Below are 25,528 nucleotides of genomic sequence, written 5' to 3'. Positions count from 1 at the left end.
TTGTGTATACACGGTAGCCTTATAAAGGGGGGAATTCAAAGTCCCCCTTTTTAAGGGGGATTTAGGGGGATCAAGATATGTGCAACTTCACATTAAATTGATATTAAATAATTAGGAATTAGGCTGGAAATATCTCTAAATATATATAGCGCTTCTCGACAGCGTGAGGTGCAATTTTGACCTCTCTCCTTTTAGAAGCTACCGTGTACATACAAGTCGAGTTACCCCCCTTAGTCCCCCCAAGGCATTGCTACGGTGTACACACAAGTCTTGTCGCAGTCATATCTTTATTAAAAAATCTCGGACTGCGTTTCTATCCCGCCTCGGAATGAATTCCGAGTCTCATAGCCCAAGTCCACTTAAGTGGACTAAATTGATTGTTCAGTCCACTTAAGTGGACTTCAGCTATTAGCCCTGAACTTTAGTTCTGGGCGGGATGCGGGTAATGTGGGTAAAAGAGTTGAAACCTATGTGGACAGCACTTGTGTGTACACCGTAGCTTGCCAATAGACGGAAGTTAAACAGTAATTGTCTCAAGGATGGGAGACTTCACTTGACGTTGACTCGTGACAACCATCTCAATAGGACGATCTGGCCCTGTCACCAAACCACGGCGTTTAGGCCGCACTTCACCGTTGTCAACTAGTTCTAATTCCAGGCTAGAAAGGATTTTAGCAAGTGCTAGCTTCATTTCTAACTGGGCAAATGCTAGACCAATACAACGCCTTGCACCACCGCCAAAGGGCAAATATTCATAGGCAGAAAATTGCCGTTCTAAAAACCGTTCTGGCTTAAACTGCTTAGGTTCTGGGTAAATATCTTCCCTGTGGTGGGTCAAATAAATGGAACCAAGTAAGACTGTACCCGGTTCTAGTTCGTAGCCGCCTAATGATATTGGTGTTCTTACTTTTCTGGGAAAAGTTAGTATACCTACTGGGTAAATCCGCAATGTCTCGGAACACACAGCGTTGAGATAGGGTAACTTGAAAACGGTTCCGGGGTCTGGATTATCGCCCAAGCTATCTAATTCTTGCAGTAGCTTTTGGCGCACTGATGGTAGTTTGTGAATCCAGTATAATGCCCATGCTAAGGCTGTCGCCGTGGTTTCGTGACCGGCGACTAACAGAGTCATCAATTCATCGCGCAACTCTTCATCAGTCATGGGTTGACCGGCTTCATCCCTAGCAGCCATGAGTAAACTAAGAATATCTGTGCGTGATGAATCTGGTTGTTCTCGACGTTCCCGAATTTCCTCGTAGATGAGTTCGTCAGCTTCTTGCTGGAGGCGCATCTGTTTTCCCCAGAAGTTAATCGGGCCAAAATCCCTTTGCAAAACTGGAAAATAAAGCAAAGCCACACTTAACCGAGAACTAGCTTTTTCTAAAAGATCGCCCAAAAATTTCTGTAGTTTTTCGGCGCGAGGCCCTTCATGTAGCCCAAACACAGCTTGCATAATCACCCGCAAGGTAATGGCTTGGGTTGCAGACCGAATATTAAAGGGTTTACCTATCTGGTATTGGCTGATGACTTTTTGAGTGACATCGGTAATCACCTCACTATAATTCCGCATTCTTTCGCCGTGAAAGGGAGGCATTAACAACTGGCGTTGACGCTGGTGTTCTGCACCGCTAATGCTAATTATAGAATGCTTGCCCAGTAAAGGTTCAAACACCTTATTCAGATCACCAGGCGCTTCTAATTCCTTGGTGTCATTTGTCAAAATTTGCTGTTGCGCTTGGGGGTTGCTGACAATCACCAAAGGAGGAAGATTGTTGTCTAATCTGAGAGTAAAAATCTCGCCATAGCTTTTGGCACAATCCTCCATAAATGACATCGGATTAACAATCCAGCGCACCATCTGTAAAACTGCTGGAGTTTTAGGGCCGTTTGGGAATTTCATAAATTTTTTTGCTACTTAATATTTTTTTGCTACTTAAACTAACCAAAATTCTGGTTGCCTAACCATTTAAAGTACTTATTCTAACGTTGCAAAAAAGCAATAAACTGTTACAACCTCGAAGATGTAAAATTTTTGTTAAATTCAACGAGCATCTACAGTTTCACTTAATCGTCAAAAGGTACTCAGCATGACTGCAATCTCCGCAAAGGCATCTTCAGCGCTTCCCAATTTTTCGGAAGGCATTCAATATTTTGGTGAAGCGTTACCAGATTTTGAAACTTATGGTGCAACACCTGCTATAGAGTCGGGCAAAATAGCGATCGCATCTCCCACAGATAAAGCAGCTGTATATCAAACTTTACTGGCTGCCGATGCCTTACGCTACCTGACTTTGCAAGTTACTGGTAGTAAAGCTTCTGGGCATCCCGGCGGATTCGCCAGCCAAGCAGAAGCTTATGCATCTCTTGTCATGCTGGGATACAAAAACATTATTACCGAAGTCGGACACCACGCCCCCGGATTTTATAGTGCCATGTTCTTGGATCGTTCGCTAGAGGACATGGGAATTTTTACAGTCCAACAATTGCGCGATCGCTTCCGAGAAAAGCACGGACTTTTAGGACACCTTTCTGGTTACATCCCCGGTATTCTCGCACCAGCTGGGCCTTTAGGACAAGGGCAACACTTTGCAATGGCGGCTGCACTGTTGCACAAAGATAAGTTGTTCCCCTTTACAGTTGGTGATGGTGGATTGGGTGAGCCTTATATTGTAAGTGCGATCGCGCATTTCCATACTGCTTATCCTGCTGTCACAAACTTCTTACCAGTGTTGGTGTGGAACGGTTACAGCCAAGAACATCACAGCATGGTTTCCCTGAAAACCAATGAACAGATGCAAGCATATTGGCAAGGTAACGGTTTTGATGAAGTGGTGTTAGTGGATGCCAAAGATTTTGACGATCAAAACCAACCAGGGGATTACGTTGATAGTACGGCTTTCTCCTTTGAGAAACGCCTAGAATTTACGCAAGCAGTACTTTCGGGTGTAGATAAAGCAGCGCGATCGGCCCTTGGTGGGAAACTTACCGTCTTCATTATTAAACAACTCAAAGGTGCAGGAGTCCACGCGCGGGGTGCAAAATCTCACAACTTATATCCTAAAGATACGTTGGATGCGCCGCATATTATTAGTGCATTGCAAACCCGTGCTTTATCTGCGGAAGCTTGGCAATTAGTCAGAACAAATGCCGAACGTGCCGGTGGTGGCCCAGCAGCGAAAACTGTAGTTACAGAATTTGAATTTCCCTTACCAGAATTAGGCGAATTACCTTTAGAAGAATATGCAGTTGGTGGCGAACCAAAAGTTTCCACAACCGCGATGGGACGATTGGTAGGAATAGTTGGAAAGAAAGATCAGAATTTCCTTGTCACCAACGCCGATGGTAATGAAGCATCTGGAATTGCCAACATCAACCAAGCATTAAAGATTATCCATCCCACAACCGACGACTTATATAATCAAGCACCAAACGGACAAGTTTATGAACCATTGAGTGAAGATGCTTGCGCCGGTTTAGCTGCGGGTTTAGCGTTAATGGGTGCGAGAACTTTGTGGTGTTCTTACGAATCTTTTGCCATCAACGGATTACCAATTTGGCAAACTGTAACCCAAGCAATGGCAGAATTGCGCCGTCCCACACCCTCAACTATTACTTTATTCACAGCAGGCGCATTAGAGCAAGGGCGCAACGGTTGGACTCACCAACGTCCCGAAATTGAAGCTTACTTTGCTTCGTTGATGCGAAATGGAAATGTTTTCCCATTATTTCCGCCTGATGCTAATAGTATTCAAGCTTGTTATGACTGGGCGTTGAAAACTAAGAATAAGGGAGTTGTGATTACAGCTAGTAAATCGCCGTTACCAATTCGCACAACTTTAGAACAAACTCGTCAAGGGTTGCGCGATGGTGCAGTGTTATTACATGAAATCGCTGGTGATAAACAAGTTGTATTTGCTGTAATTGGTGATATGACATTGATGCCAGTATTTGAAGCTGCTGCTTTCTTAGAAACTGAAGGTATTGGTGTGAAGATAGTTTCTGTCATTAATCCTCGGCAATTGTATCGTAGTCATGATACCGCGTGGGATACCTGTTCTGAACCCGAAGGCGGTTTCTTGGATGATGCGAAATTTGCCGAATTATTTGATGGCGATGCGCTAATTGCGGTGACAGGTGGCGCTGCGGGGATGCTAGAACCGATTCTGTTACGGAGTACAGCGAAGCGCGACACCTTTGCTTGGAAGCGTGGAGAGACTACAGCCAGTGCTGGTGAGTTGATGGCGTTTAATGGATTGACAGCTGAAGCGTTAACGAAACGTGCGATCGCATTAGTGCATTAAAGCTAGAATTGTTTCTTTTCTTATCGCAAATATACGTATTATATAAACGCTGGACAATTGCGTCGCAATGCGTATATTTGCGTTTTTCATTTCAGAGAACTTTTAGGGTGTTGGGATTATCAAAACTTGATTTAGGAGTTCAAGCTAACCGCGACACCTTTGCTTGGAAGCGTATGGAAACTACAGTCAGGCTGGACGAAAGGTGCGATCGCATTAGTGCATTAAATGATGTTGCATAAATGCGGGATGATTTTATTGAATTTTCCTTTGCGTCTTTGCGTGAGACATTCATCCCTAGATTCAGCAACGCCCATTAAATAAAGCTGGAATTGTTTGTAATTTTATCGCATTTATACGTATAGAAACGCTGAAAATTGCGTCGGAATGCGTATATTTGCGTTTTTTATTGAAGAGAACTTAGCAAGCAGGAAAAATGGAAGTAGATTTGCTGAAATTCTTTAACAAAAGCTGCTTTAAAAGTCACAAAAGTTAGTTTACGAGTTCAAAACTTGAATTTATTTACAAGCCAGGACAAAGCGCGATACATTTTATGGAAAATATGGCGTTTAATAGATTGACTGTGGAGGGTTGAGGAAAGGTGCGATCGGGTTAGTTCATTAATCTGGATTTTGTAAGTAGAAAAGTCTGAAGTTTAACCTAATATACACGCAGATAGACACTATAGATTAGCATTATAAGGCGTATATTTACGGTTCTTTTTATCATTTTAATTTATTAGTATATATAAAATTTAATTAACAATATAAATTGTATGCTTAATGAGACAGCTAAAAAGCTCGTAGATGAAATTACAAAAAATTTGGCAGCAAGCAAAGAATCTATATCTTCTTCTTTTGGAGAATTGTTAAGTTTATTAATTGATAAATTACAGCTATCTCAAGACAAAAAATTTGTATTTGTTTTAATAGGTAAAACAGGTGTTGGTAAATCTAGTACTGTTAATTCATTACTGAATCAGGAAATTGCTCCTGTAGGTAAATATGATGCTACAACAATGGAAGTTCAGGAATATGAGCATGAAATAAATGGTGTTAAATGTTCAATAATTGATACGCCTGGACTGTGTGATGATATCCCAGAAAAAGGAAATAACCAAAAGTATATAGAATTAATTCACAATAAAGTCAAGCAAATAGATTTACTTTGGTTTGTAACTCGTCTTGATGACGCAAGAGTTGGTGAAGATGAAAAAAAAGGTATACAAATTATTTCAGAAGCATTCACACCACAAGTTTGGGAACATTCTATAATTATTTTGACACGCGCTAATAAAGCTGACGATTATTTAGAAGAATTACGGGAAAGAACTAAGCGTATTAGAGATGAAATTGCCAAACATACAGGTAATGAAATTGCAAATAAAATCCCCTCAGTTGCTGTAGATAATAAAAGCCAAATAACACCAGATGGCAAAAGATGGTTAGAAGAATTGTATACACAAGTATTTATAACAATGTCTGAAAGAGGTGCTATACCTTTTTTGATGGCAACCGCTCCTAGAATCAATAAAACACAATCTAATAAAACTAATAGAGATCCCAACTGGACTTTTTATAATCAATACAAATTTACAAATGAAGACAAAGAAGATAAGGATAATGAATTTAATGCTAATGATTTTATATTTAATGGCATACAAAAAGAATTAATTAAGAAAAAACTTATAGAGGTTATTCCAGCTTTAGCCGCTGCGGGTGCAAGTGCTGGAGCAGTAGTTGGTGGGCCAATCGGTGCTGCAATTGGTGGTATAGTAGGCGCTGCTGTAGGAAGTATTTTTTACTTTTTTAGCTAAAACTAAATAACAAGATAAAACTATTTTTATATTTAGTAATACACATCGCCTCATGACGAGGTAATATTCTTACCTTGTGTATAATAATTTTCTTAATACTGATTTTATCTAGCCTCTGGTATCAAGTAATATATTTTAAAATTCAAAATATTATTTGACTGTATGCCATTATAAATTAGATTATCAGCCGCGATCGGTTTACAAGTAATCTATAATAGGGTCATACCAAAAATCTTACTCAATCTTAGAAGTTAATTATGCTTATAAAATTTGAAGAAATATATAGAGACATTGATACTTTACCAGAAGAAGCTCAAATATTACTACTTGATTTTATTCAGTTACTCAAAAAGCGGTATCCTCAATCAGAATCAGAAAATCATAGTCAAGAAAAAAGTCTCTATGATAAGTTTGATGAAATTGGATTAATTGGTTGTTGTTCTGTGGAAGAAAATTTATCAACTACATATAAAGAGGTTTTATCTAATACATTAGATAATAAATATGATCATCGTTGATACAGTATTTTGGTTAGCTCTTATTGATAAAAAAGACACTCACCACGAAAGAGCAAAACAAGCTTTAAAACAATATAATGAACCTTTAATTACAACATGGTCTGTTGTCACAGAAACTTGTTATCTTTTGCTAACTCGCAAGGGAGTTGACGCTGAAATTATTTTTCTAAAGAGTCTACAACAAGAATTGTTTACGATTTTTAATTTAGAACCTCATCATACCCCTCGAATTATTGAATTAATGAAAAAATATGCTGATCTTCCAATGGATTTGGCTGATGCTTCCCTAGTGATTTTAGCAGAACATTTAGGGCATGGACGCATTTTTTCAGTAGATCAACGTGACTTTAATACCTATCGTTGGAAGCAAAGTTATCCTTTTGAAAATCTCCTATTTTGAAGTAATGATAAATTTATCAGCTGCGATCGCGCAATTTCTCTTCTACCGAATAGGGCAAACAATTGCTGAATTTGATTTACTAATTGCTAGTGTTGCACTTGCAGAAAACTACACTTTAGTAACAAACAATACTCGTCACTACGAACGCATCAACGGATTAAAACTAGAAAACTGGACTCTGCCTTAAAAACTTAGCAAAAATAAGCATATTAACACTGTGAAATTATTGCTATCTAAACACCATGACAGATTTATCAAAAATAATTGCCCACAAAGGCGACAATCCACTAATTACCTCACCTGAAAATTTGCAGTCGCAAGAAGACGTAGAACTTGAGCGAAAACTGAGAGAACTTAAGTTTAAACAAGAACTAAGAAAAGATTGGATTTTATTTATTGTTAGGGATGTAATAATTTTTCCTGCCGCTATCCTTTTTATTTTTGCTGCCAGTGGTTATTCCCTATTTCTTCATATTCATGGGTAACTTACTCTGACTACAATTTTTAATCACCACACAGGCGCAGAGTACACAGAGAAAAGACAGACGATAAAGTTCACAAAAGTTTGGAATTGTTAGAAATTATTTATCTTGTCTTTGTGTTTCTTTCTGTGGTTATTTAAAAAATCTTATAACCTATCTAGCTCAGTGCAATTGCGTAACTAATTTTACAGACGACGAAGCCAACTTGCTACAAGTAGACTCATCTTTATATCCACACAAATTTTGCTGGATATAAAGTAAGTAGCTAATGGAAATAATCTAAAAATATGGGTCTTTTAATATTTTCTGTTGCTTTAGTTGCCATTGTTGCTGTCATTATCATTAATAGCTACAACGATTTAGTCAAGTATCGCAACCGTTACAAAAATGCTTACTCTCAAATCGATGTTCAATTACAGCGCCGCTATGATTTAATTCCCAACTTGGTGGAAACTGCCAAAGGGTACATGAAACATGAACGAGAAACTCTAGAAGCAGTAATTGCGGCTCGGAATTCTGCAATTAATGCTAGCAGTCGTGCTGTGCAAAATCCCGGCGATCCGCAAGCGATGCAACAGTTGGGCAATGCTGAAGGGGCACTAACGGGTGCGTTAAGTCGGTTGATGGTACTTTCAGAATCTTATCCAGAATTGAAAGCCGATCGCAGCATGACTCAGGTAATGGAAGAATTATCTTCCACTGAAAACCGGATTGCTTTTGCCCGTCAGGCTTTTAATGACGCGGTGACACTTTACAACACCAAGAGCGAATCTTTCCCCAGCAATCTTGTGGCAAATACTTTTAACTTTACTGTTGCAGAATTGCTTGCCGAAGCTACTCCAGAAATGAGAAATGCTCCACGCGTGTCTTTTTAGGTGTCTATGAATTTCTTTGAACATCAGGATCGGGCACGCCAAAATACGCAACAATTAATTGGGTTATTTTCCCTGTCGATCGCAGTCATGATTATGGCGATTTATATTGCCACTTTATTTATGTTCGGCATGGCTTTCCGTGTTTGGTGGCATCCAGGGATATTTCTCTACGTGGCTGGGATTACAATAGTTGCGATCGCAGTAGGAAGTCTCTATAAAATTGCCTGTCTCCGTCAAGGAGGAAGCGTAATCGCTCAGGAGTTGGGGGGAAGACTCCTGCTACCAGATACAGCCGATGAACAAGGGCGACAACTATTAAATATTGTCGAGGAAATGGCGATCGCTTCTGGTATTTCCGTCCCACAAGTTTATCTCCTGGAAAGAGAAACCGGGATTAATGCCTTTGCTGCCGGATTTACGCCCAATGATGCTGTAATTGGAGTTACCCGTGGAACTTTGGAACACCTGAGCCGGGATGAGTTACAAGGAGTCATCGGCCACGAATTCAGTCATATTCTCAATGGAGATATGCGGCTAAATTTGCGTTTAGTGGGACTACTCCACGGGATTTTGTTCATTTACATAACCGGGGAATTGCTGTGGCGCCTTCGTGATACCTTCCGTTTAGGAAAGGAAGATAAAGGTTTACCTATCTGGGCTTTTGGTTTAGCACTAATGGCAATTGGCGGTATCGGCTTACTCTGTGGACGCTTGATTAAAGCCGCCGTCTCTCGCCAACGCGAATTTCTCGCCGATGCGTCAGCAGTACAGTTTACTCGCAATCCTAACGGACTTACCGGAGTCTTCCAAAAACTCCAACAGATGGATTCACGCTTGATTTCGCCCGGAGCAGAAGCCGCTAGCCACATGTTTTTTGGCAATGCCCTCAACCCCTCTTTTTGGGAAAATATGTTTTCTACCCACCCACCCCTAGCAGAACGTATTCGCCGGGTTGGGGGTTTGAACATCAGCAATTTAGCAGCAATGCCATCTCACAATCAGATGCGTTCCCCTTCCCCTTCCCAAGAATCCCTAGCAATGGGCTTTGCTGGTGGTTCTAACGCCATGCCAGAACAGGTTGTAAACCAAGTTGGAAGCGTTACACCAGAGCATTTTGCCCATGCTCAAGCGCTGTTATCGCAGTTACCGGAATCCCTGCGCTTGGGTGTACGGGAGCAGGAAAGTGCAATGGCGATCGCTTTTGCGCTAGCGTTAGATACTGAAAATATCGAGATCCAAGAACGTCAAATTGCTTGGTTACGCGAGGTGCAGCCTACTGAGTTGGTAGAAAAAACCATAGAATTTCGCAGCGAAATTAACCAGTTAGATCCCAGCATTCGTCTACCACTTGTGGATTTGGCAGTACCTATATTACGCCAAAATTCTGCCAAAGAATGTCAAAGGCTGTGCAAATGCGTCCACGGTTTAGTTGTAGCCACCGGAAGTTTATCACTGTGGCATTTTGTGTTGCAGTTAATACTTTGGCATCGGCTGCAACCTAGTATCAATCCCACGTCGCCTACAACGGTAGAATTCACCACCATCGAACAGATTTGGCCAGATAGCCTGTTAGTACTGTCCGTAATTGCCCGCGTTGGACATTCCCAACCCGATGCCCACACCGAAGACATCACCTATGCTTTTCGTTCTGGAGTTTTTCGACTTCCCAAAGCCGGAGAGCAAGAAAAACCAGAAATACCACTAACCTGCAATTTCACTGAACTTAAGAAAAGTATTGAGCGCCTCCGTCTTGCGAGTCCCAAACTCAAGCAAGCTATTGTTGATGCCTGCGCCCACACAGTACTTTTAGATAACAAAGTTACTTCATCAGAAGCAGATTTACTCAGAGCGATCGCTATGACGCTAGACTGTCCCATCCCCCCATTTTTAAATCCTCAGCGTGGCATTTCAAAACAGAAACAATCTTCTCCAAAACGAAGTTAATGTAATTAGTGAGACACGATTATTTATAAATAAACAAATAAAGTCCGTTTTTGCGGACTTTTCTATTAATTTTTCTTATAGTTGTAAATGTTTGTTTACTAGGACAATAACCTGTTGCATTTACATTACGTTTACAGGCAATTGATTTATCGAAACAGAATTCAGGAGTCAGGAGCCAGAATTAAGTTGGATATTTTGAACTTCATAGTGGATGAATCCAGGGCGTTTTTGCACCCCCACTAAATCTGCATATTTGGAACAATTCAGTGGCGGGTCTGAATCCCCCATTCTGACTCCTGTTAGCGGATAGCTAAGGTTTAGCCCATTCTGATTTCTGAATTCTAACTTCTGAATTCTTCTTCAATTTCGTTCTAGTTACTCTTATATAGGACTCATATTTGATTTGGTGAAAAAACCCAGTACAACTAAGAAGCCTTCTTGACTGTTGCCTGTTGCCTGTTACTGGTCTACGCAAATTCGTTCAGAAATCAAAGCGGATTCCTATAGTATAAATAGTCATCTTGGCAAAAGAGTATCATATTGTACAAAAAAAATTTACATTGCCTAGAAGTATTAATTTGCCTGAAAAAGTTTGGACAAAATGCCAGCATTCCAGAAAATTGATTGCTATATTAGATTAAATAACTATTCTGGCAAGGGTTAAAAAGCTGTGCGGGATGATTTACAGGGCTTGGAAATTAGTCAGGATGAACTACAAAAGCTGACTAATTTACCTGTTAACGAGGATCTTTTAATCATTACAAATCCTCTGAAGATATTAGCAAAGATATATATACAAAAAATTAAAAGTTCGGAAGGAGCAACTGTAGTTTTTATTGGTTTTTCTACATTTGTTTTTGTCTATATTCTTTTTGACATAATCATTAAATTGTTTATTAAATGGGTAACAATGCCATCTTGGATATTGTTAATGATATTAAGCTTTTGGGTTGGCGGTGTTACGCAAACTATCTTATATTTAATATGGAAAACTAGAAGTAGAATTGTCAAAAACAATATGACAAAATCTCTACAAATCTTGTTAAATGAGGTTAATAGATATAATACTGTGATTAAAGTCATAGATATCAACGACCAAATAGAAGAAGCGGGTAATCCAGAAGTTCTTATAAAAGAAAGAGAGGGTGTTATCGAAGCTCTTAAACTCACCAAAGCTGATTTAGTTCGTGCTTTGAAAACAGAAAGAATTTTGAGAGAAAATAAGAGCTTTATCCTTAGTAATACAGAACTATTCGTCAATAATTTAGCAACTTTAACAGCCATGCAAGTAACGGAACAGGCTACCGAGCATGGAAGGTTACTCAACGAAGCATTACAGATTGCATTAGATGTGCAACACGAAATGAAAAGGTTACAAACTCATCGTTAAGATAATTCGTAATTCGTAATTCGTGATGACGCTCTCTACGTTCGCGGGAGCGTGTCGCAGACAGACGCTAAAAGCATAGATGCTCCAGATAAGTCCATACACGCTGCTGGCTGGAGACATTCTCAATGGCTTTTTTCATAATCCTTCCCACGGTTGCGATCCCCGGTCTAACATAAAGAATATTCCTAAAGCGATCGCTCATGAGCATGGACTGGAAAGAAGTCAGAGGCAACTGGGTAATCATTCCCCGAAATCCCATAGGTATCGTTCATTTTTTGGGAGGTGCATTTGTCGCCACTGCACCGCACATCACTTATCGCTGGTTACTCGAACAATTGGCAAGTAAAGGTTATGTTGTAATTGCTACACCTTTCGTCAATACATTGGATCATACTGCGATCGCAAAATCAGTGCTACTAAATTTTGACCGCACCCTCGAACGCTTACAAGACTCTGGGGCATTACGCAAACTTTACTTCCCCATCTACGGCATTGGACATAGTATGGGCTGTAAACTTCACTTGCTGATTGGTAGCCTCTTTAAAGTAGAACGTGCAGGTAATATTTTAATATCCTTCAATAACTACGCCGCGAAAGAAGCTATCCCACTAGTAGAACAGTTTAATTCTACTTTGAAAATCGAGTTTACACCCTCACCCTTGGAAACTAACAAGCTTGTCCAAGCTCGTTACAATATCCGACGCAATTTATTAATAAAATTTAGTAATGACACCATTGATCAATCAGCAGCTTTAACCAAAATCTTACAAGAACGTTTTGATGACATGGTGACAGCACAAACGTTACCAGGAACTCATACAACACCTCTAGGTCAAGATATTAAATGGCAAACTGGAACATCTTTCACCCCCTTTGATGCATTAGGGCAATGGTTTAAGCAAGAAGCATACCGCGACTTAAACCAGCTAAAAACCACTATCCTTTTGTGGTTAAATCCTTTGGCAGCACCATAATTTTTTATGAGTGTTAAACAGCCATAAATTCGACGCGAAAAGAAAAAATAGTTAGTAGTATAATCCAGATGTACTACTAACTAGCCAATATCATATTTTTATTTTCTATTTTTACAGCAAATTATTAATGAGTGTTTCTTACAACTTTCTATGTTTCAAATACTAATAATTGATGACGATTATTCAATAAAAATACTCCTGAAAAGGATGTTGGAAAAACAGGGTTATGAGGTAGTTACAGCCAGTAGCGGCGAGGAAGGAATAGAAAAGGCACTGGCTTACCGTCCTGCGCTAATTATTTGTGATTGGATCATGCCGGGTTTGACTGGACTAGAAGTTTGCCACCGCATTAAGACAGACCCCAAATTTTTTACCACATTCTTTATTTTATTAACATCCTTAGATTCCGTTGCTGATTGCGTCAAAGGTTTAGATGCTGGTGCTGATGATTTTATCTCCAAACCTATTGAGCATAATGAATTACAAGCACGGGTAAGAGCAGGATTACGCCTACATCAATTGAGTAGAGATTTGCAGGCTCAAAAGTTGCTTTTAGAATCAGAAATGTCAGAAGCAGCAGAATATGTGCGATCGCTGCTGCCTTTTTCCATGACTGAACCATTCAATATAAATTTCCGATTTATTCCCTCGCGACAACTCGGCGGTGACTGTTTCGATTACTATTGGCTTGATGATGATTATCTGGCAATTTACTTACTCGATACTGCCGGACATGGACTCAAAGCGACTCTTCCCTCTGTTTCAGTGCTGAATCTGTTGCGTTCCCGTGCGCTCAAAGGTCTAAATTACTATCAACCGAGTGATGTATTGAAGGCTTTAAATGATACCTTCCAGATGAATTATCAAAATGACAAATATTTTACGATTTGGTACGGAGTTTATAACCGAATCAATCGCCAGCTAATTTATGCTAGTGCAGGTCATCCACCAGCAGTTTTAGTAACCGGCACATCTCCAAGGAAGTCTGAAGTTAAACTCTTAAAAACCCCCGGTATGCCAGTCGGCATGTTTCCAGAGGCAAAATATGTTGATGGTTTTTGCAATATTGAAAAATTCAGTACCCTTTACATTTTTAGTGACGGCGCTTATGAAATCACTAAATCAGATGGTACACTTTGGAGTTTAGATGCTTTTATTCAGCTACTAGTTAGCTTACAAAACCCTGTTGATAGCCAACTTGATCACGTACTGAGTTATTTAATTGCCCTGAACTCCAAAGATGCTTTTGATGATGATTTATCGATTTTACAAATGAAGTTTGATTAGTTATGTTTTGGAAAGTAAAACCTGATTAAATGCATCTTGACTGGGAAATATTTCAAATACTTTATCCATGTTAGTCAGTTCAAATAATATTCTGACTTGCTCATTAATTGAGCATAGAACAAGCTTAGTATCGGCTGCTCGCAAGGTTTTGAAAGCTAAGACTAAAGCTCCCAAACCTGAACTATCCATAAATGTTACATCTTTAAAATCAACTAACACAATTTTCGCGCCATTTTCTATAACATCAGTGATATTTTGTCGAAATTCTTGTGAAGTTGTGGCGTTTAAATTACCACTGAGCTTAATAACTTTTACTTGTTCTCTCATGATTATGTCACGTTGATTTGTGTAAATGATGCTCTGATGTCGCTATTATATACCCATCATAGAACATTTAAAAATGCCTGCAAAATAAAATCTAAGATTACGTCTTGAGTAATCATTGATAATTACTTAGGATGTATAAAGATTAATTATAAACATTTTCATCTGATTTTTTTAATCACAAAAAAATCATTAGCTCAATACAAGTATAGTTTTTCTAGTAGGAACAGACCAATTATAAATAAAGAAGGTAAGTAAGTCGGTATAGTAAAACTCATGTATGTTTATTTTTGTAAGAAAGATGGAATGACTGATTTTTAAGTTGTTTGCTGATTTGATGTTTCTTCATATAGGTTGATTTTCAATGCCCGCTTGCTTGCATCTCATTGACATAGGTATATACTGATCTACAAGCTGAAGTTACTGCTTTTCAGATTATTTCCCAAATATTTTTGCAAAACTGAGGTTCTCCAACAAACCTCATAATGATAGTCATGATTAAACAATTCAAAATTCAATGGGTTGCTGCGATCGCATTGCCTGGGTGGTAGGTATAGATTATTCTCCAATTTAGCGACGGAACTGCATTACACACCAAATTTTCCCCTGCTCTAGCCCCCAATTCAGTACTACAAGCAAAAAGACTATGAAAATTACTTAACTATCGGGGTTTTATCTCAGAATCATTAGTGGATATAATCCTTTGTTGAATACTGAATACTTATGATAGTAACTAGCATCTACGTTTATTTATGTCCAATTACTTACATAATTAAAATAATTTACCTCTAGAGTGCCGCTCTAAAGCCAAAAATTTCGGTTTCAACAGCGCCAAGCAAGCTTGAAGCTACACCAATGCTCTAAAAGAAGTTCTCTGAGGCGATCGCCTCTGCTATTTTAGTATTCCCAATATCTGTCATTTCTCAACAGACAACACAAAAAGTAAAGAGTTATGAATTTTTAACTCCTAACATCCCTCAAACCGGATTGACTTTGGCTCTGTAAAGTAGCTTTTCACCTTGAAGGTAGCCAGTGTAGCGTACTTTGACTGTTTCTCCAGGTTGTGCAGTTCCCTCCATCAATTGGTGCAGTTGAGGATCGTATGGTAATTCTGCTCCCACAGGTGCGATCGCTTCCACTCCCCACGCCTGTAAAAGCTTTTCCAAAGGTTTCTGCACCAAGGGTACTATTTTGACTGCTGCTAGCTGGGGATTCTCCTGAGCTTTCTGTGCTGCTGTTGGCCATTGCAATAATAAAGACTCCAGCAGTTGCAAACTCGACTGCTGGAGTTCTTGTAGTAATATCTCTCGTTGCTGTTCTAATTGAAGTTGAGAGCGATCGTACTCTCTTCTTAAATCTGCAATCTCTTGTAATAATTCCTGAGTAGGTGCTTTTTGCTCTTGTAACAACTCTACGGTTGAAAAAGCTGTGATTAATTCATTCAATGACATCTGTAGCACTGACGACAGCTTGAGTAGCACATCTACCCGCATCTGCTCAAGTTTTCCTTGGCGTAACCGCAAAATCTGACGCTCTGAGACACAAGCAGCACGACTCAGCGCTTTAAAACTAGAAATACCCACCTGTTGCATTAAATCTTGCAACTTTTGGGTATTGGGCATTGGGTATTGGGTATTGGGCATGGGGCATTGGGCATTGGGCATGGGGCATTGAGCATTGGGCATGGGGCATTGGGCATTGGGCATGGGGCATGGGGCATTGGGCATGGGGCATTGGTATTTAGTGATTAAGTTTCTTCTCTATTCCCTATTCCCTATTCCCTATTCCCTATTCTCCATTCCCCATTCCCCATTCCCCATTCCCCATTCCCCATTCCCCCTTCCTATTCTTCCAGTAAACTTCTCAACATCCAAGCTGTCTTTTCATGTACTTGCATCCGCTGAGTCAATAAATCGGCGGTAGGTTCGTCGTTAACTTCCTCTATCACAGGAAAAATAGACCGTGCAGTTCTGACTACGGCTTCTTGTCCTTCAACTAGTAAGCGAATCATCTCCACAGCTTTAGGAACTCCGGGAGTTTCTGGAATCGAACTTAGTTTGGCATATTCGCTGTAGGTTCCTGGTGCGGGATAGCCAAGCGCTCTAATTCTCTCGGCTATTAAATCAACTGCTAAGGCTAATTCTGTATACTGGGTTTCAAACATCAAATGCAATGTTTGAAACATCGGCCCCGTTACATTCCAATGGAAGTTATGAGTTTTCAGATACAGTGTATAAGTATCAGCCAACAGGCGAGATAAACCGTCGGCAATTTTAGCCCTACTCGCCTCGTCAATGCCGATATTTACATTTTTGACTGTTACTTTCGATGACATAATTTTCTCCTAATTAGGTTATATGTAATTGGGGATTGGAAATTGGGAATGGGGCATTGGGGATTGGCAAGAAAATTAAGCCCTTGATTCCTAGTTCCTAGTCCCCAATCCCCAGTCCCCAATCCCTAGTCCCCAATCCCCATTATCTATGCCAAGTGCATCTTCAAAACGCTGCGGGGTGCTTTACGGACTCTGGCTAAAACGGTTTCTTTGCCTAAACGCTGGCAAGCTTCATACCGATGGCAACCAGAAAAGCCATAATATTGTCCATCTACTTCTAGGACATCAATAGGTTCTTGCTGCCCAATCTCCGCAATCGATTCCATTAAGGCTTGTACTTTATTTGGATCGTTTGCACGGGGCAATGGCCGTTTTATCTGATTTAATGGAATTTCTTGGACTCTAACCATAAAAAGTTTATCCAACTAGTTCTGTTTTTTACCTATAAATAAATCATAGTCATTATGACTTCGTTTTGCAACTAGTATTTGGGGCAAAATTGGTAATGGTATCATTGGAGCACTCATGCGACAAAAAAACCGCGCTACAAAGCAATTGGAAAATCAGCTCCAACGAAGCATTAAGGGGCAAAAGATGCTCTCTAAGAGAGATTACTTGCTATCGCAACTCTTGGAGACGCTTCGCGTAGCTTGCTTCCCCGTAGGGGTACGCTATCAGGTAGCCATGAAATTTTTGTTTTGGCGTTTTTCCCACACTGTGCTGACAACATTTTGTCTATTGGGTCTGACTGCGGCATCTGGGCCTGAGAGCAACATCCCGGATATGGAACTGAAAATTGGGATTGTGCAGCGATTTGGCTCACAACCTACAGCCAAGTTGCAACTGGAACCCATAAAAGGCGATCGCTTAAAGCTAAAATTTAAAGCGGGCAATAAGCAGCAAACCCTAGTTACCAATAACCCTGTAAAGCTGGAAACAGTCATGCAAGCTTTACCCCAGCCAGCAGTCGAAGAAGTGGTAATTTTGGGCACATACCGCACTTTTGAAACCGCAGAAGACAGTGCGAATAAATGGCGTTCTCAGGGAATAGAAGTAGAAATAGCCCAGCCAGAACGCTGGCAAGTTTGGGCAAAACGAGATGTTTACAGCACTCCTTTACTGCGACGCTTGTTATTACAAAACATCCAAGCTTCTACCAAAGAGAAAGTATATCTTGATACTCAAATTTTAAAACAAGTGCCGCGAGTCAGTTGGGTGGTGGATGGCAATCGCTACAGCCCGAATGATTTGGAAATTAGCACTGAGAAAAACTTGATTCGGGTGAATAAAAGCGAAAAACCAGAAAATACTCGTCTTTATGCCGGGAGGCTGAATTTGCAGCCAAATGCATACGGCACATACACTCTAGTTAATCAAGTACCTTTAGAAACTTATTTGCGTGGGGTTGTGCCTTACGAAATAGGCACGGATGCACCAACAGCGGCGCTAGAAGCCCAGGCAATTCTCGCCCGGACTTATGCCTTGAGAAATTTACGCAGGTTTGCCGCAGACAACTATCAGTTATGTGCTGATACTCACTGCCAAGTTTATTATGGGCTGAAGGGAGCAGTTAGCAAAACAGACCAAGCGATCGCATCAACCAGGGGTAAAGTACTAACCTATAAAAATGAACTAGTAGACGCCCTATATTCTTCCACCACTGGTGGTGTCACTGCTTCCTTCAGTGATGTCTGGAATGGCGATGATCGTCCCTATCTCCGCCCTGTACTGGATGCTGCGACTAATTTTTGGGATTTGTCTAAGCAGAGTTTAGCAGATGAAAAGAACTTCCAAAAATTTATTAATACGCAACAAGGATTTAATGAGAGCAAATGGAATGTGTTTCGTTGGCGCAAGGAAACCCGTTTAGAGGATATTACCAAAGACTTGCAGAAATTTTTGCAGGTGAAAAATAGTCCTCATGCCAAATTTAAGACAATTCAAGCTATGGCAGTAGTGAAGCGAAGCCAGAGTGGACGTATCCTTGAACTTGCTGTTAAAACTGATCACAGCACCTTTGTTCTGCACAAAGACGAAGTTCGCAGCGCCTTCGCGGCTCCTACAAGTACGCTTTTTTACATAGAACCTCTGAACAAAGGCAAACCGGAACTCTGGGGATACGCTTTTATTGGTGGTGGATTAGGACATGGAGTTGGCTTAAGTCAAACAGGCGCTCAAAATTTAGCGAAACTAGGTTGGTCAAGTCCAAAAATTCTCCAATTTTACTATCCTGGTACTGAGATTCAAATTCTCAGTAAAGAGATTAAGCTGTGAACTACCTAAACTAACTTAGAGTATCAAACCGCAACGCGACAGTCATTCATGAGTCCAATATATACCACGCCTAGTATTTAACGTGGTTTAAATTAGTCCGATGCATAAAAAGCTTTTCCGTCCACAAGAAAGAGGATATTCACCAATGACCATTGGTGTCAACTTAATGCGAAACCCCACGTCCGCCAGGGATTGTAAATCCCTGTCTCATAGCGAAAGTCATCTGAAGATGACTAGATATCCCCAAAAATATTCAGTCTACTTCAGTAGACTTTAGCTATGAGCCAGAGAATTCATTCTCTGGCGGGTTATGAAGCCCGCAGCGAAGCTATTTCTAGCTTAAGTTGACACCAATGCACCAATGACCAATGACTAATGACCGTCTCAGTCATAGCCTAAATACCTGAAAATTGCTGTCAAAAATTAAGCAGGAACACACTAAATGTTGTGTTCCTGCTCAACATGAAAATTAGGCTTTATTGTCAAAGTCATTTCAAGAGGCACAAACGGCACTGGGAGAGTGTAATCCTAGATGCCCTGCTTCTATTTTTTCAACATTAGTAACTCTTGCAAGAGATTTATAGTTGAGTCGCTGAACTCTTAGTAAAGATCTTCTTCTTTGTGAGTTTCGATTGTTACGTCAGAGGTTGGGTAGGCAACACAAGTCAGTACATATCCCTTTTCGATTTGTTCATCATCTAAGAATGATTGGTCGCCCTGATCGACACTACCTGATACGATTTTACCTGCACAGGTCGAACAAGCACCAGCGCGGCAAGAGTAAGGCAAGTCAAGACCAGCTTCTTCAGCAGCGTCCAGAATATAGGTATCGTCATCAACGTCAAGTGTCTTATTTAGTCCTTCGGCCTCGTTGATTAGTGTCACTTTATAAGTTGGCATTGAGTAATCCTCTCTTTTGCAAACGGCAGTATAAGTTATTTTAAGGCAAAGGTCACGGCTGTTCTGTGGAATTAGCCGCTAGTTCAAATTTGCTTCAATTCTGATACTACGAGAAAAATTAAACGATGTAACTGGAAATTGAACCCGATTAGTAATGAAATTTAGTTGCTTAATCCCGATAAGTTTTATTTATATTATTTCATGCCCTAGTGAGGTTGTGATTAGTAAAAATTATCTTATGGAGAATAAAACATGAATAAGATTAATATTACCTATGTTTTTTAGGATTTACGCAAAAGAGATCCTCCAACTCCCTAAAAAAAAGGGGGCTTTTCTTTTGAAGTTTTCTCTTTTGAACATACGTACTTCTGCCTAGTTTCAAATACCTTGAGGCGTTAGGAGGAATGTTGTAGAGTCTAGACTGGTGAATTCATTAGATTCCCCATGAAGAGAGAATCTCACCACTATAAACGTGGGAGACTCAAAAACAGAACTAGTGAGGATCATGTATAATTCAGGAGCAGCTTTGGAAAAAGCAATAGTGCGTGTAGGTTTGGTAGGTACTGGTTATGCGGCAAAGTTTCGAGCTGAAGCGTTGCTTAATGATGAGCGATCGCATTTAGTCGCAGTTGTTGGTCATATCCCAGAAAAAACGGAAGCCTTTGCCAGAGAATACCAGATTGAAGCGTTGAGTTCTTGGCAAGAGCTAGTAGAGCGGGAAGATATAGACCTAGTAGCGATCTCCACCATTAATCGAGATCATGGTGCGATCGCTCGTGCAGCACTTACCAACGGTAAAGATGTGATTGTAGAGTATCCTCTTTCGTTGGATGTAGTCGAAGCCGAAGAACTGATTGCCTTAGCCAAAGCACAACAAAAACTTTTGCACGTGGAACACCTGGAACTTTTGGGTGGTTTGCATCAAGCCTTAAAGCAAAACTTAGACAAAATTGGTGAAGTTTTTTATGTTCGCTACAGCACCATCAATCCTCAAAATCCTGCACCCCGCAAATGGACTTATAACCACGAGATGTTCGGTTTTCCCTTAATTGCTGCCCTGTCTCGCCTACATCGTCTCACCGATTTGTTTGGTACAGTATTTACTGTTAACTGTCACCAGCGATATTGGGAAATAGAACCGGAATACTACCAAACCTGTTTCTGCACTAGTGAACTGTGCTTTAACAGCGGACTTTTAGCCCAAGTAGTCTATGGTAAAGGCGAAAGTATTTGGCAATCAGAACGTAAGTTTGAAGTTCACGGTGAAAAAGGTGGTTTAATTTTTGATGGTGACACCGGAATTTTCATCCAGCCAGGGGAAACAACAGCTATAGAGGTTGGCCCTCGTCGGGGTTTGTTTGCTAAAGACACGAATATGGTATTAGATCATCTTTTTGATGGGACTCCTTTGTACGTTACCCCAGAGGAGAGCTTATATACCCTAAAGGTTGCTGATGCTGCACAAAGAGCAGCACAAACAGGGTTAACTATGTTTATGAAAGATACTTTAGATAAAAGTTAATGAAAACTGAACTAATTGTTATTTTATCCCAGCGAGAAATAGAGAAAATGCGTCAAGCTGGGCGTTTAGCTGCTAAACTGCTTCAGCATCTCGAACCGTTTGTGAAACCAGGGGTTAGCACTCTTGAACTAAACGATGAAGCCGAACGTTGGACGCAAGCGCATGGAGCAAAAAGCGCACCTCTTGGCTATAAGGGTTATCCCAAGTCGATTTGTACAAGTGTAAATGAGGTAATTTGTCACGGCATTCCCAACGCCAAGCAAATTCTCAAAGATGGTGACATCATTAATATTGATGTAACGCCGATTGTTGAGGGGTATCACGGCGATACATCCAAGACATTCTTTGTTGGTACTCCTTCCCCAACAACGAGAAAGCTGGTAGAGGTGACAGAGGAGTGTTTGCGTCTGGGTATTGCTGAAGTTAAACCTGGGGGACGCATTGGCGACATTGGTGCAGCCATTCAAGAATATGCTGAAGCACAAGGCTTTTCTGTAGTGCGAGATTTTGTTGGCCACGGCATCAGTAATATTTTCCATACTGCGCCGGATGTTCCCCACTATGGGACACGCGGTAAAGGCAAGCGCCTCAGACCAGGAATGGTTTTTACTATTGAGCCAATGATTAACGAAGGTACTTACGAAGTCGAAGTTCTCAGCGATAAGTGGACTGCGGTAACGCGCGATCGCAAGCTTTCTGCTCAATGTGAGCATACCTTAGCTGTAACTGAAGACGGCGTTGAAATCCTCACCCTACCTGAAGGTGTGAATTACTAAACTGGTAGATTTTTCTACTCCTTGATTATGTTCATTAAACTGCTCAAAGGTTATCCTCCTCGCTATGCCACTTCGGATATTTTTGATGTCCGTAACCGTGGTAATGAGTTATATAACGTACTCCAAATTTTGAAGCGTATTAGTCAATTGACTTTTGCCCAATTAAGGCTAGTTAAAATAATTAAGAGCAGTATTGCTGCTCTAGTTCTGAACCTGGAAGGATAAATCTCGATGGTTTCAGCCACTCTTAATACAGGTACTCTTAGCTATGAGGCATTCGTTGCTGGCTATCTGGATGATGTACGCTACGAGTTAATCGACGGAGAACTAATCGACTTGGAACCCACAGGACTTCATGAACAGGTAGCTGGGTTAATTAATCGTAAGCTCAACGTAGCAATTGATCTGCTCAATTTGCCTTGGTTTATTCCCATGAAATGTCTGATTAAACCATTAGGTCAAAATTCAGCCTTTAGACCCGATGTTGTGATTCTTGATCAGACGGGTTTGGCGAATGAGCCATTATGGAGAACTGAACCAGTAATTACACTAGGCAAGTCTGTTAAATTGGTCGTGGAGGTTGTCAGTACCAATTGGCAGAATGACTATGCCCGGAAAGTGGAAGACTACGAAGCTTTAGGTATTGGGGAGTATTGGATCGCAGATTATCTAGGGCTAGGAGGCAAACGCTACATCGGCTTATCCAAGCAACCTGTGATTACAATTTATCAGTTAGTCGATGGAACTTATCAAGGACAACAATTTAGGGGAACAGAACGCCTCATCTCCCAAACATTTCCAGACCTAAATTTGACCGCAGAACAGATATTTGTTGCGGGTCGGTAGAGTTAGAGATTGGGGAACACGTAGCACTCTCTGGAGAACTGTGTTTTACTCCTGAATTCTGAATTCTGAATTCTGTTGTAACTATTTTCCCAACTTATTGGGAATACCTTCACAACCACCAGGAATAGTACCTCTGGTTTTTTCACCACCCCAATTGCAACAGTAATGACGTGTAGACTCAGACATCCTTTGTACATTACTGAAATCGGCATTTTCCACCACAGCACCAGTGTGTTCCCCGGTTTCATAATCTGGTGGTTCAGTGCGACTGCGGGGTGATGCTTTATCCACTACACCATAGAATAGGCGAATCCCGTTCAGGTCAGCATCGCTAAGATTAGCACTATATAAAATTGTGCGAGAAAGGTTGGCTTTTACTAAGTCACAACCGACCAGATTAGCGCGGACAAGATTAGCTTCGCTCAGATCAGTCCAACGCAAATCAGTACCAGAAAGGTCTGCTGCGGCTAACATTACGCCTAAATCAATGACGCGCACACCTTCTAGGCGGTCTTCTGCATATCCGCCACTTCCGTTGAAAATAGCTCGACCTAATCGGCCATCGCGTTTTAGAGGTGAGAGCAACTTGGAACGTGAGAGAAAACGGAGAATTTTCGCTTTCCCACTAGCATCGACACTACTTAAAATCGCCGCAGTGCGTCCTTCAGCGATCGCTCTTTCTTGGGGCCAATCTTCTAATAATCCTTCTTCATCTAATACCAAGTCGGATACGCCTTGGAAATAAGAATCAATTGTCTGTTGCTGGGTAATAATATTTTGCTGAACCGTAAGCATATTTTGCTGAATTGTCAAGTCTTTGGAAATGACATATTGTCGCCATGCTACATAAACAGCGATGATGGCGATGAGAATTTGCCCCAAAGCGCCAAACCATTCTGCTAGGCTACCAGCAATGTCCCAGTTAATTTTGCGTCCTAAAACAAGCAAGCGATCGCCCACACCTGTGAACCGGATCGTGCCGATAATGGCTACTAATAATCCTAAAAAAGCCACAAACAGGGTGCGTTCTTCAGATGAAAACCACTCCTTTAAAACTTCTTGGAACCAAGGCAATAATATCGCTAGGGATAACAGCAAAGTTATCAGCGTTCCGATAATGCCAACTATCCAGTTATTAAAGATAATTCCAATGAAGGTGATGGCGATCGCGATTAGAGTAATCAGCAATGCCCTCGGCTTAACTATAAATTGCTTGGTAGTGGGTTGTTTGAAGTCAGAACGGGCTTGTTGTAAATGCGGAGATTTTGAAGACGCGATCGCCGCTAATGCTTGTTGTGTCGCTAGTGCTTCTGAGCTTAGGTTTTTCTCAGTTGCACCACCGTCAAAGTCATCTGGCTGCAAATCGTTTTCGGGGGCTGGTTCTGGGGTTGGTAGATTAGAGGAATTAGATTCAATCGTCATGTTTTCTATTTTGCCCCCTCAATCCACGTTATGTAGCGTTCCTACCGCAGTAAATTGTTAAAAAACAGGCCGAAGATTATCCTGCTTGTCCTTCTGAAAACTACCACTATTGCCCTAACAGTCATTGCTAGACCAGTTGCTCACCTGAATTTAACAGCCTGGAGCGATCGCAATTTGCATATTCTGCCATAGAAAGTAATTTAATTGGAGCGATCGCTTTATTCTGCTTACTCCTTTGAGGTGAATGAGTATTCGTGCCAATCACAAATGGGGCAATACCCAATCGCTTGATAAATATGATTGGCTGTGGGATTGGCTAAATCTGCTATGAGGAAACAATGGCGGCATCCCTGGTCTAGCAGTTTTTGGCTTAACGCTGTGACACAGGCAGTAGCATATCCTTTGCGACGATACTCTGGTGGTGTATAAGCTAAATTGATTCGACCAATTGTAGGTAACACTTGTTTACTAGACGCAACTGAAACTGGAGTGCTATCAACCCAAAAATAAGTATTCTGCTGTTTCAATCGATTATCTACTTGGTGTTCGACATCCTCGCTCACCGCCTCATCTATCTCAGATAAAAATGCAGAAAGCCACTTGATCAAAAGAGAGCGATCGCTTTCAGTTGCCAGTCTGAGATATCCACTGGCTGTTGAGACTCTTTGCAGTGCCGTTAATTGGTAAATTTTCATTACCACCGACCGTTGATAAAATTGTCCTGTCAGCGTTTGCCAAGTCTGCGAGAATATTTCTGCCTCTTTAACCAGTCCCATGCTTCCTGGTAGTTGCTCTTGACGCAAATCTTGAGCAATCAACTGCAAAGCATCCATATTCTGGGCTTTGGATAGGATCAATTTTTGAGGTGGGGTGCGGATGGCAACAGCCAGAATTTCGCCACTTGTTTGGACAATTGCTAAATAAGGCTTACTCAGATAACGTTCTGGATTATGCAACAAGGTATGCAAAATACTGAGCAAAACATTATTTTCTACCTGATGCTGGAGTAAGTAAGCCTGAGTGCAGTGCCAGAATTCCTGAATGTTGTCGAATCGATTTAGTTGCATGATTAGCCTTCCTCACTAACCATTACTATCAAATGATAAAAATATATATTGTGGGGTGGGCATCTTGCCATAGGTGTC

At 40.8% G+C, this 25,528-nt stretch carries 24 protein-coding genes and 1 pseudogene; 17 read left to right on the top strand and 8 right to left on the bottom strand.

What is annotated here, in order from left to right; translation table 11 throughout:
* Positions 1–517: 517 nt before the first annotated feature.
* Complete coding sequence (locus A4S05_RS29880) at positions 518–1,900, bottom strand: cytochrome P450 (RefSeq protein ID WP_069073398.1); 1,383 nt, start codon at positions 1,898–1,900, stop codon at positions 518–520.
* A 187-nt stretch (positions 1,901–2,087) separates the two neighbouring features.
* Between A4S05_RS29880 and A4S05_RS29875 the strand changes: the two genes are divergently transcribed.
* From A4S05_RS29875 to A4S05_RS29825, 12 genes and pseudogenes are all read left to right on the top strand, one after another.
* Positions 2,088–4,301, top strand: a complete 2,214-nt coding sequence (locus A4S05_RS29875; protein WP_069073397.1) for a phosphoketolase family protein — start codon at positions 2,088–2,090, stop codon at positions 4,299–4,301.
* A gap of 107 nt (positions 4,302–4,408) precedes the next feature.
* Positions 4,409–4,540, top strand: a complete 132-nt coding sequence (locus tag A4S05_RS43755) for a hypothetical protein (RefSeq protein WP_256091251.1) — start codon at positions 4,409–4,411, stop codon at positions 4,538–4,540.
* Positions 4,541–5,073: 533 nt separating this feature from the next.
* The gene (locus A4S05_RS29870; protein ID WP_069073396.1) at positions 5,074–6,114 is read left to right on the top strand and encodes a GTPase; all 1,041 of its coding nucleotides are present in this window, start codon (positions 5,074–5,076) and stop codon (positions 6,112–6,114) included.
* Positions 6,115–6,371: 257 nt separating this feature from the next.
* Entirely contained in the window at positions 6,372–6,632 is a 261-nt protein-coding gene (locus tag A4S05_RS29865; protein WP_069073395.1) for a DUF2281 domain-containing protein, read from the top strand.
* Positions 6,619–7,032 (top strand): type II toxin-antitoxin system VapC family toxin, encoded by a 414-nt coding sequence (locus A4S05_RS29860; RefSeq protein ID WP_069073394.1) that lies wholly within the window; start codon positions 6,619–6,621, stop codon positions 7,030–7,032. Before A4S05_RS29865 ends, A4S05_RS29860 begins: the two co-directional genes overlap by 14 nt.
* A gap of 70 nt (positions 7,033–7,102) precedes the next feature.
* Positions 7,103–7,219, top strand: a pseudogene (locus A4S05_RS29855) (PIN domain nuclease); the annotation flags it as partial.
* A gap of 55 nt (positions 7,220–7,274) precedes the next feature.
* On the top strand, positions 7,275–7,517 hold the full coding sequence (locus tag A4S05_RS29850) for a hypothetical protein (protein ID WP_069073393.1): 243 nt from the start codon (positions 7,275–7,277) through the stop codon (positions 7,515–7,517).
* A gap of 284 nt (positions 7,518–7,801) precedes the next feature.
* Complete coding sequence (locus A4S05_RS29845) at positions 7,802–8,389, top strand: LemA family protein (RefSeq protein ID WP_069073392.1); 588 nt, start codon at positions 7,802–7,804, stop codon at positions 8,387–8,389.
* 6 nt (positions 8,390–8,395) lie between these two features.
* The gene (locus tag A4S05_RS29840) at positions 8,396–10,333 is read left to right on the top strand and encodes a M48 family metallopeptidase (protein WP_069073391.1); all 1,938 of its coding nucleotides are present in this window, start codon (positions 8,396–8,398) and stop codon (positions 10,331–10,333) included.
* 670 nt (positions 10,334–11,003) lie between these two features.
* On the top strand, positions 11,004–11,723 hold the full coding sequence (locus tag A4S05_RS29835; RefSeq protein WP_069073390.1) for a hypothetical protein: 720 nt from the start codon (positions 11,004–11,006) through the stop codon (positions 11,721–11,723).
* A gap of 206 nt (positions 11,724–11,929) precedes the next feature.
* A complete protein-coding gene (locus A4S05_RS29830) occupies positions 11,930–12,697 on the top strand; it encodes a DUF1350 family protein (protein ID WP_069073389.1) in 768 nt (255 codons plus the stop codon).
* Positions 12,698–12,847: 150 nt separating this feature from the next.
* Positions 12,848–13,984: a PP2C family protein-serine/threonine phosphatase gene (locus A4S05_RS29825; protein WP_069073388.1), complete on the top strand. Its 1,137-nt coding sequence runs from the start codon at positions 12,848–12,850 to the stop codon at positions 13,982–13,984.
* Here A4S05_RS29825 and A4S05_RS29820 read toward each other — a convergent pair whose 3' ends face one another.
* The 4 genes from A4S05_RS29820 to A4S05_RS29805 form a co-directional block, all read right to left on the bottom strand.
* Complete coding sequence (locus A4S05_RS29820; RefSeq protein WP_069073387.1) at positions 13,985–14,311, bottom strand: STAS domain-containing protein; 327 nt, start codon at positions 14,309–14,311, stop codon at positions 13,985–13,987. It abuts the gene before it with no gap.
* A gap of 974 nt (positions 14,312–15,285) precedes the next feature.
* Positions 15,286–15,930 carry a nucleotide exchange factor GrpE gene (gene grpE / locus A4S05_RS29815; protein WP_084227326.1) on the bottom strand — a complete coding sequence of 215 codons (645 nt, stop codon included), beginning with the start codon at positions 15,928–15,930 and terminating at the stop codon, positions 15,286–15,288.
* A gap of 221 nt (positions 15,931–16,151) precedes the next feature.
* Entirely contained in the window at positions 16,152–16,643 is a 492-nt protein-coding gene (locus A4S05_RS29810) for a Dps family protein (RefSeq protein ID WP_069073386.1), read from the bottom strand.
* Positions 16,644–16,789: 146 nt separating this feature from the next.
* Positions 16,790–17,053, bottom strand: coding sequence for a ParB N-terminal domain-containing protein (locus tag A4S05_RS29805; RefSeq protein WP_012410090.1), 264 nt, complete (start codon positions 17,051–17,053; stop codon positions 16,790–16,792).
* A 115-nt stretch (positions 17,054–17,168) separates the two neighbouring features.
* Between A4S05_RS29805 and A4S05_RS29800 the strand changes: the two genes are divergently transcribed.
* The gene (locus A4S05_RS29800; RefSeq protein ID WP_084227325.1) at positions 17,169–18,917 is read left to right on the top strand and encodes a SpoIID/LytB domain-containing protein; all 1,749 of its coding nucleotides are present in this window, start codon (positions 17,169–17,171) and stop codon (positions 18,915–18,917) included.
* Between the two features lie 600 nt (positions 18,918–19,517).
* Here the strand turns inward: A4S05_RS29800 and A4S05_RS29795 are convergent.
* Entirely contained in the window at positions 19,518–19,817 is a 300-nt protein-coding gene (locus A4S05_RS29795) for a ferredoxin (RefSeq protein ID WP_069073385.1), read from the bottom strand.
* Between the two features lie 505 nt (positions 19,818–20,322).
* On the opposite strand from A4S05_RS29795, the gene A4S05_RS29790 reads away from it, so the two are divergent.
* From A4S05_RS29790 to A4S05_RS29775, 4 genes are read left to right on the top strand one after another with little or no spacing between them, the layout of a single operon-like run.
* Positions 20,323–21,339, top strand: a complete 1,017-nt coding sequence (locus A4S05_RS29790) for a Gfo/Idh/MocA family protein (RefSeq protein ID WP_069073384.1) — start codon at positions 20,323–20,325, stop codon at positions 21,337–21,339.
* A complete protein-coding gene (gene map / locus A4S05_RS29785; protein WP_069073383.1) occupies positions 21,339–22,115 on the top strand; it encodes a type I methionyl aminopeptidase in 777 nt (258 codons plus the stop codon). Before A4S05_RS29790 ends, map begins: the two co-directional genes overlap by 1 nt.
* A 27-nt stretch (positions 22,116–22,142) precedes the next feature.
* Positions 22,143–22,340: a hypothetical protein gene (locus tag A4S05_RS43750; RefSeq protein ID WP_069073382.1), complete on the top strand. Its 198-nt coding sequence runs from the start codon at positions 22,143–22,145 to the stop codon at positions 22,338–22,340.
* A 6-nt stretch (positions 22,341–22,346) separates the two neighbouring features.
* Positions 22,347–22,961 carry a Uma2 family endonuclease gene (locus A4S05_RS29775; protein WP_069073381.1) on the top strand — a complete coding sequence of 205 codons (615 nt, stop codon included), beginning with the start codon at positions 22,347–22,349 and terminating at the stop codon, positions 22,959–22,961.
* Between the two features lie 81 nt (positions 22,962–23,042).
* Here A4S05_RS29775 and A4S05_RS29770 read toward each other — a convergent pair whose 3' ends face one another.
* The gene (locus tag A4S05_RS29770; RefSeq protein WP_069073380.1) at positions 23,043–24,383 is read right to left on the bottom strand and encodes a pentapeptide repeat-containing protein; all 1,341 of its coding nucleotides are present in this window, start codon (positions 24,381–24,383) and stop codon (positions 23,043–23,045) included.
* 227 nt (positions 24,384–24,610) lie between these two features.
* Complete coding sequence (locus tag A4S05_RS29765; RefSeq protein WP_069073379.1) at positions 24,611–25,450, bottom strand: GNAT family N-acetyltransferase; 840 nt, start codon at positions 25,448–25,450, stop codon at positions 24,611–24,613.
* Positions 25,451–25,528: the final 78 nt, after the last annotated feature.

It is taken from the genome of Nostoc sp. KVJ20, from assembly GCF_001712795.1.
In the GTDB taxonomy this organism is placed as follows: Bacteria; Cyanobacteriota; Cyanobacteriia; order Cyanobacteriales; family Nostocaceae; genus Nostoc.
This window is presented reverse-complemented; position numbering and strand designations above follow the sequence as displayed.

Bases quoted from the DNA above. Each gene is read 5' to 3' on its own strand.
- A4S05_RS29765 (WP_069073379.1), bottom strand. From the start codon at position 25,450: ATGCAACTAAATCGATTCGACAACATTCAGGAATTCTGGCACTGCACT.
- A4S05_RS29875 (WP_069073397.1), top strand. From the start codon at position 2,088: ATGACTGCAATCTCCGCAAAGGCATCTTCAGCGCTTCCCAATTTTTCG.
- A4S05_RS29795 (WP_069073385.1), bottom strand. From the start codon at position 19,817: ATGCCAACTTATAAAGTGACACTAATCAACGAGGCCGAAGGACTAAAT.
- A4S05_RS29865 (WP_069073395.1), top strand. From the start codon at position 6,372: ATGCTTATAAAATTTGAAGAAATATATAGAGACATTGATACTTTACCA.
- A4S05_RS29850 (WP_069073393.1), top strand. From the start codon at position 7,275: ATGACAGATTTATCAAAAATAATTGCCCACAAAGGCGACAATCCACTA.
- A4S05_RS29800 (WP_084227325.1), top strand. From the start codon at position 17,169: ATGCGACAAAAAAACCGCGCTACAAAGCAATTGGAAAATCAGCTCCAA.
- A4S05_RS29820 (WP_069073387.1), bottom strand. From the start codon at position 14,311: ATGAGAGAACAAGTAAAAGTTATTAAGCTCAGTGGTAATTTAAACGCC.
- A4S05_RS29825 (WP_069073388.1), top strand. From the start codon at position 12,848: ATGTTTCAAATACTAATAATTGATGACGATTATTCAATAAAAATACTC.
- A4S05_RS29840 (WP_069073391.1), top strand. From the start codon at position 8,396: ATGAATTTCTTTGAACATCAGGATCGGGCACGCCAAAATACGCAACAA.
- A4S05_RS29830 (WP_069073389.1), top strand. From the start codon at position 11,930: ATGGACTGGAAAGAAGTCAGAGGCAACTGGGTAATCATTCCCCGAAAT.
- A4S05_RS43750 (WP_069073382.1), top strand. From the start codon at position 22,143: ATGTTCATTAAACTGCTCAAAGGTTATCCTCCTCGCTATGCCACTTCG.
- grpE (WP_084227326.1), bottom strand. From the start codon at position 15,930: ATGCCCAATACCCAAAAGTTGCAAGATTTAATGCAACAGGTGGGTATT.
- A4S05_RS29770 (WP_069073380.1), bottom strand. From the start codon at position 24,383: ATGACGATTGAATCTAATTCCTCTAATCTACCAACCCCAGAACCAGCC.
- A4S05_RS29775 (WP_069073381.1), top strand. From the start codon at position 22,347: ATGGTTTCAGCCACTCTTAATACAGGTACTCTTAGCTATGAGGCATTC.
- A4S05_RS29810 (WP_069073386.1), bottom strand. From the start codon at position 16,643: ATGTCATCGAAAGTAACAGTCAAAAATGTAAATATCGGCATTGACGAG.
- A4S05_RS29880 (WP_069073398.1), bottom strand. From the start codon at position 1,900: ATGAAATTCCCAAACGGCCCTAAAACTCCAGCAGTTTTACAGATGGTG.
- map (WP_069073383.1), top strand. From the start codon at position 21,339: ATGAAAACTGAACTAATTGTTATTTTATCCCAGCGAGAAATAGAGAAA.
- A4S05_RS29870 (WP_069073396.1), top strand. From the start codon at position 5,074: ATGCTTAATGAGACAGCTAAAAAGCTCGTAGATGAAATTACAAAAAAT.
- A4S05_RS29860 (WP_069073394.1), top strand. From the start codon at position 6,619: ATGATCATCGTTGATACAGTATTTTGGTTAGCTCTTATTGATAAAAAA.
- A4S05_RS29790 (WP_069073384.1), top strand. From the start codon at position 20,323: ATGTATAATTCAGGAGCAGCTTTGGAAAAAGCAATAGTGCGTGTAGGT.
- A4S05_RS29805 (WP_012410090.1), bottom strand. From the start codon at position 17,053: ATGGTTAGAGTCCAAGAAATTCCATTAAATCAGATAAAACGGCCATTG.
- A4S05_RS29845 (WP_069073392.1), top strand. From the start codon at position 7,802: ATGGGTCTTTTAATATTTTCTGTTGCTTTAGTTGCCATTGTTGCTGTC.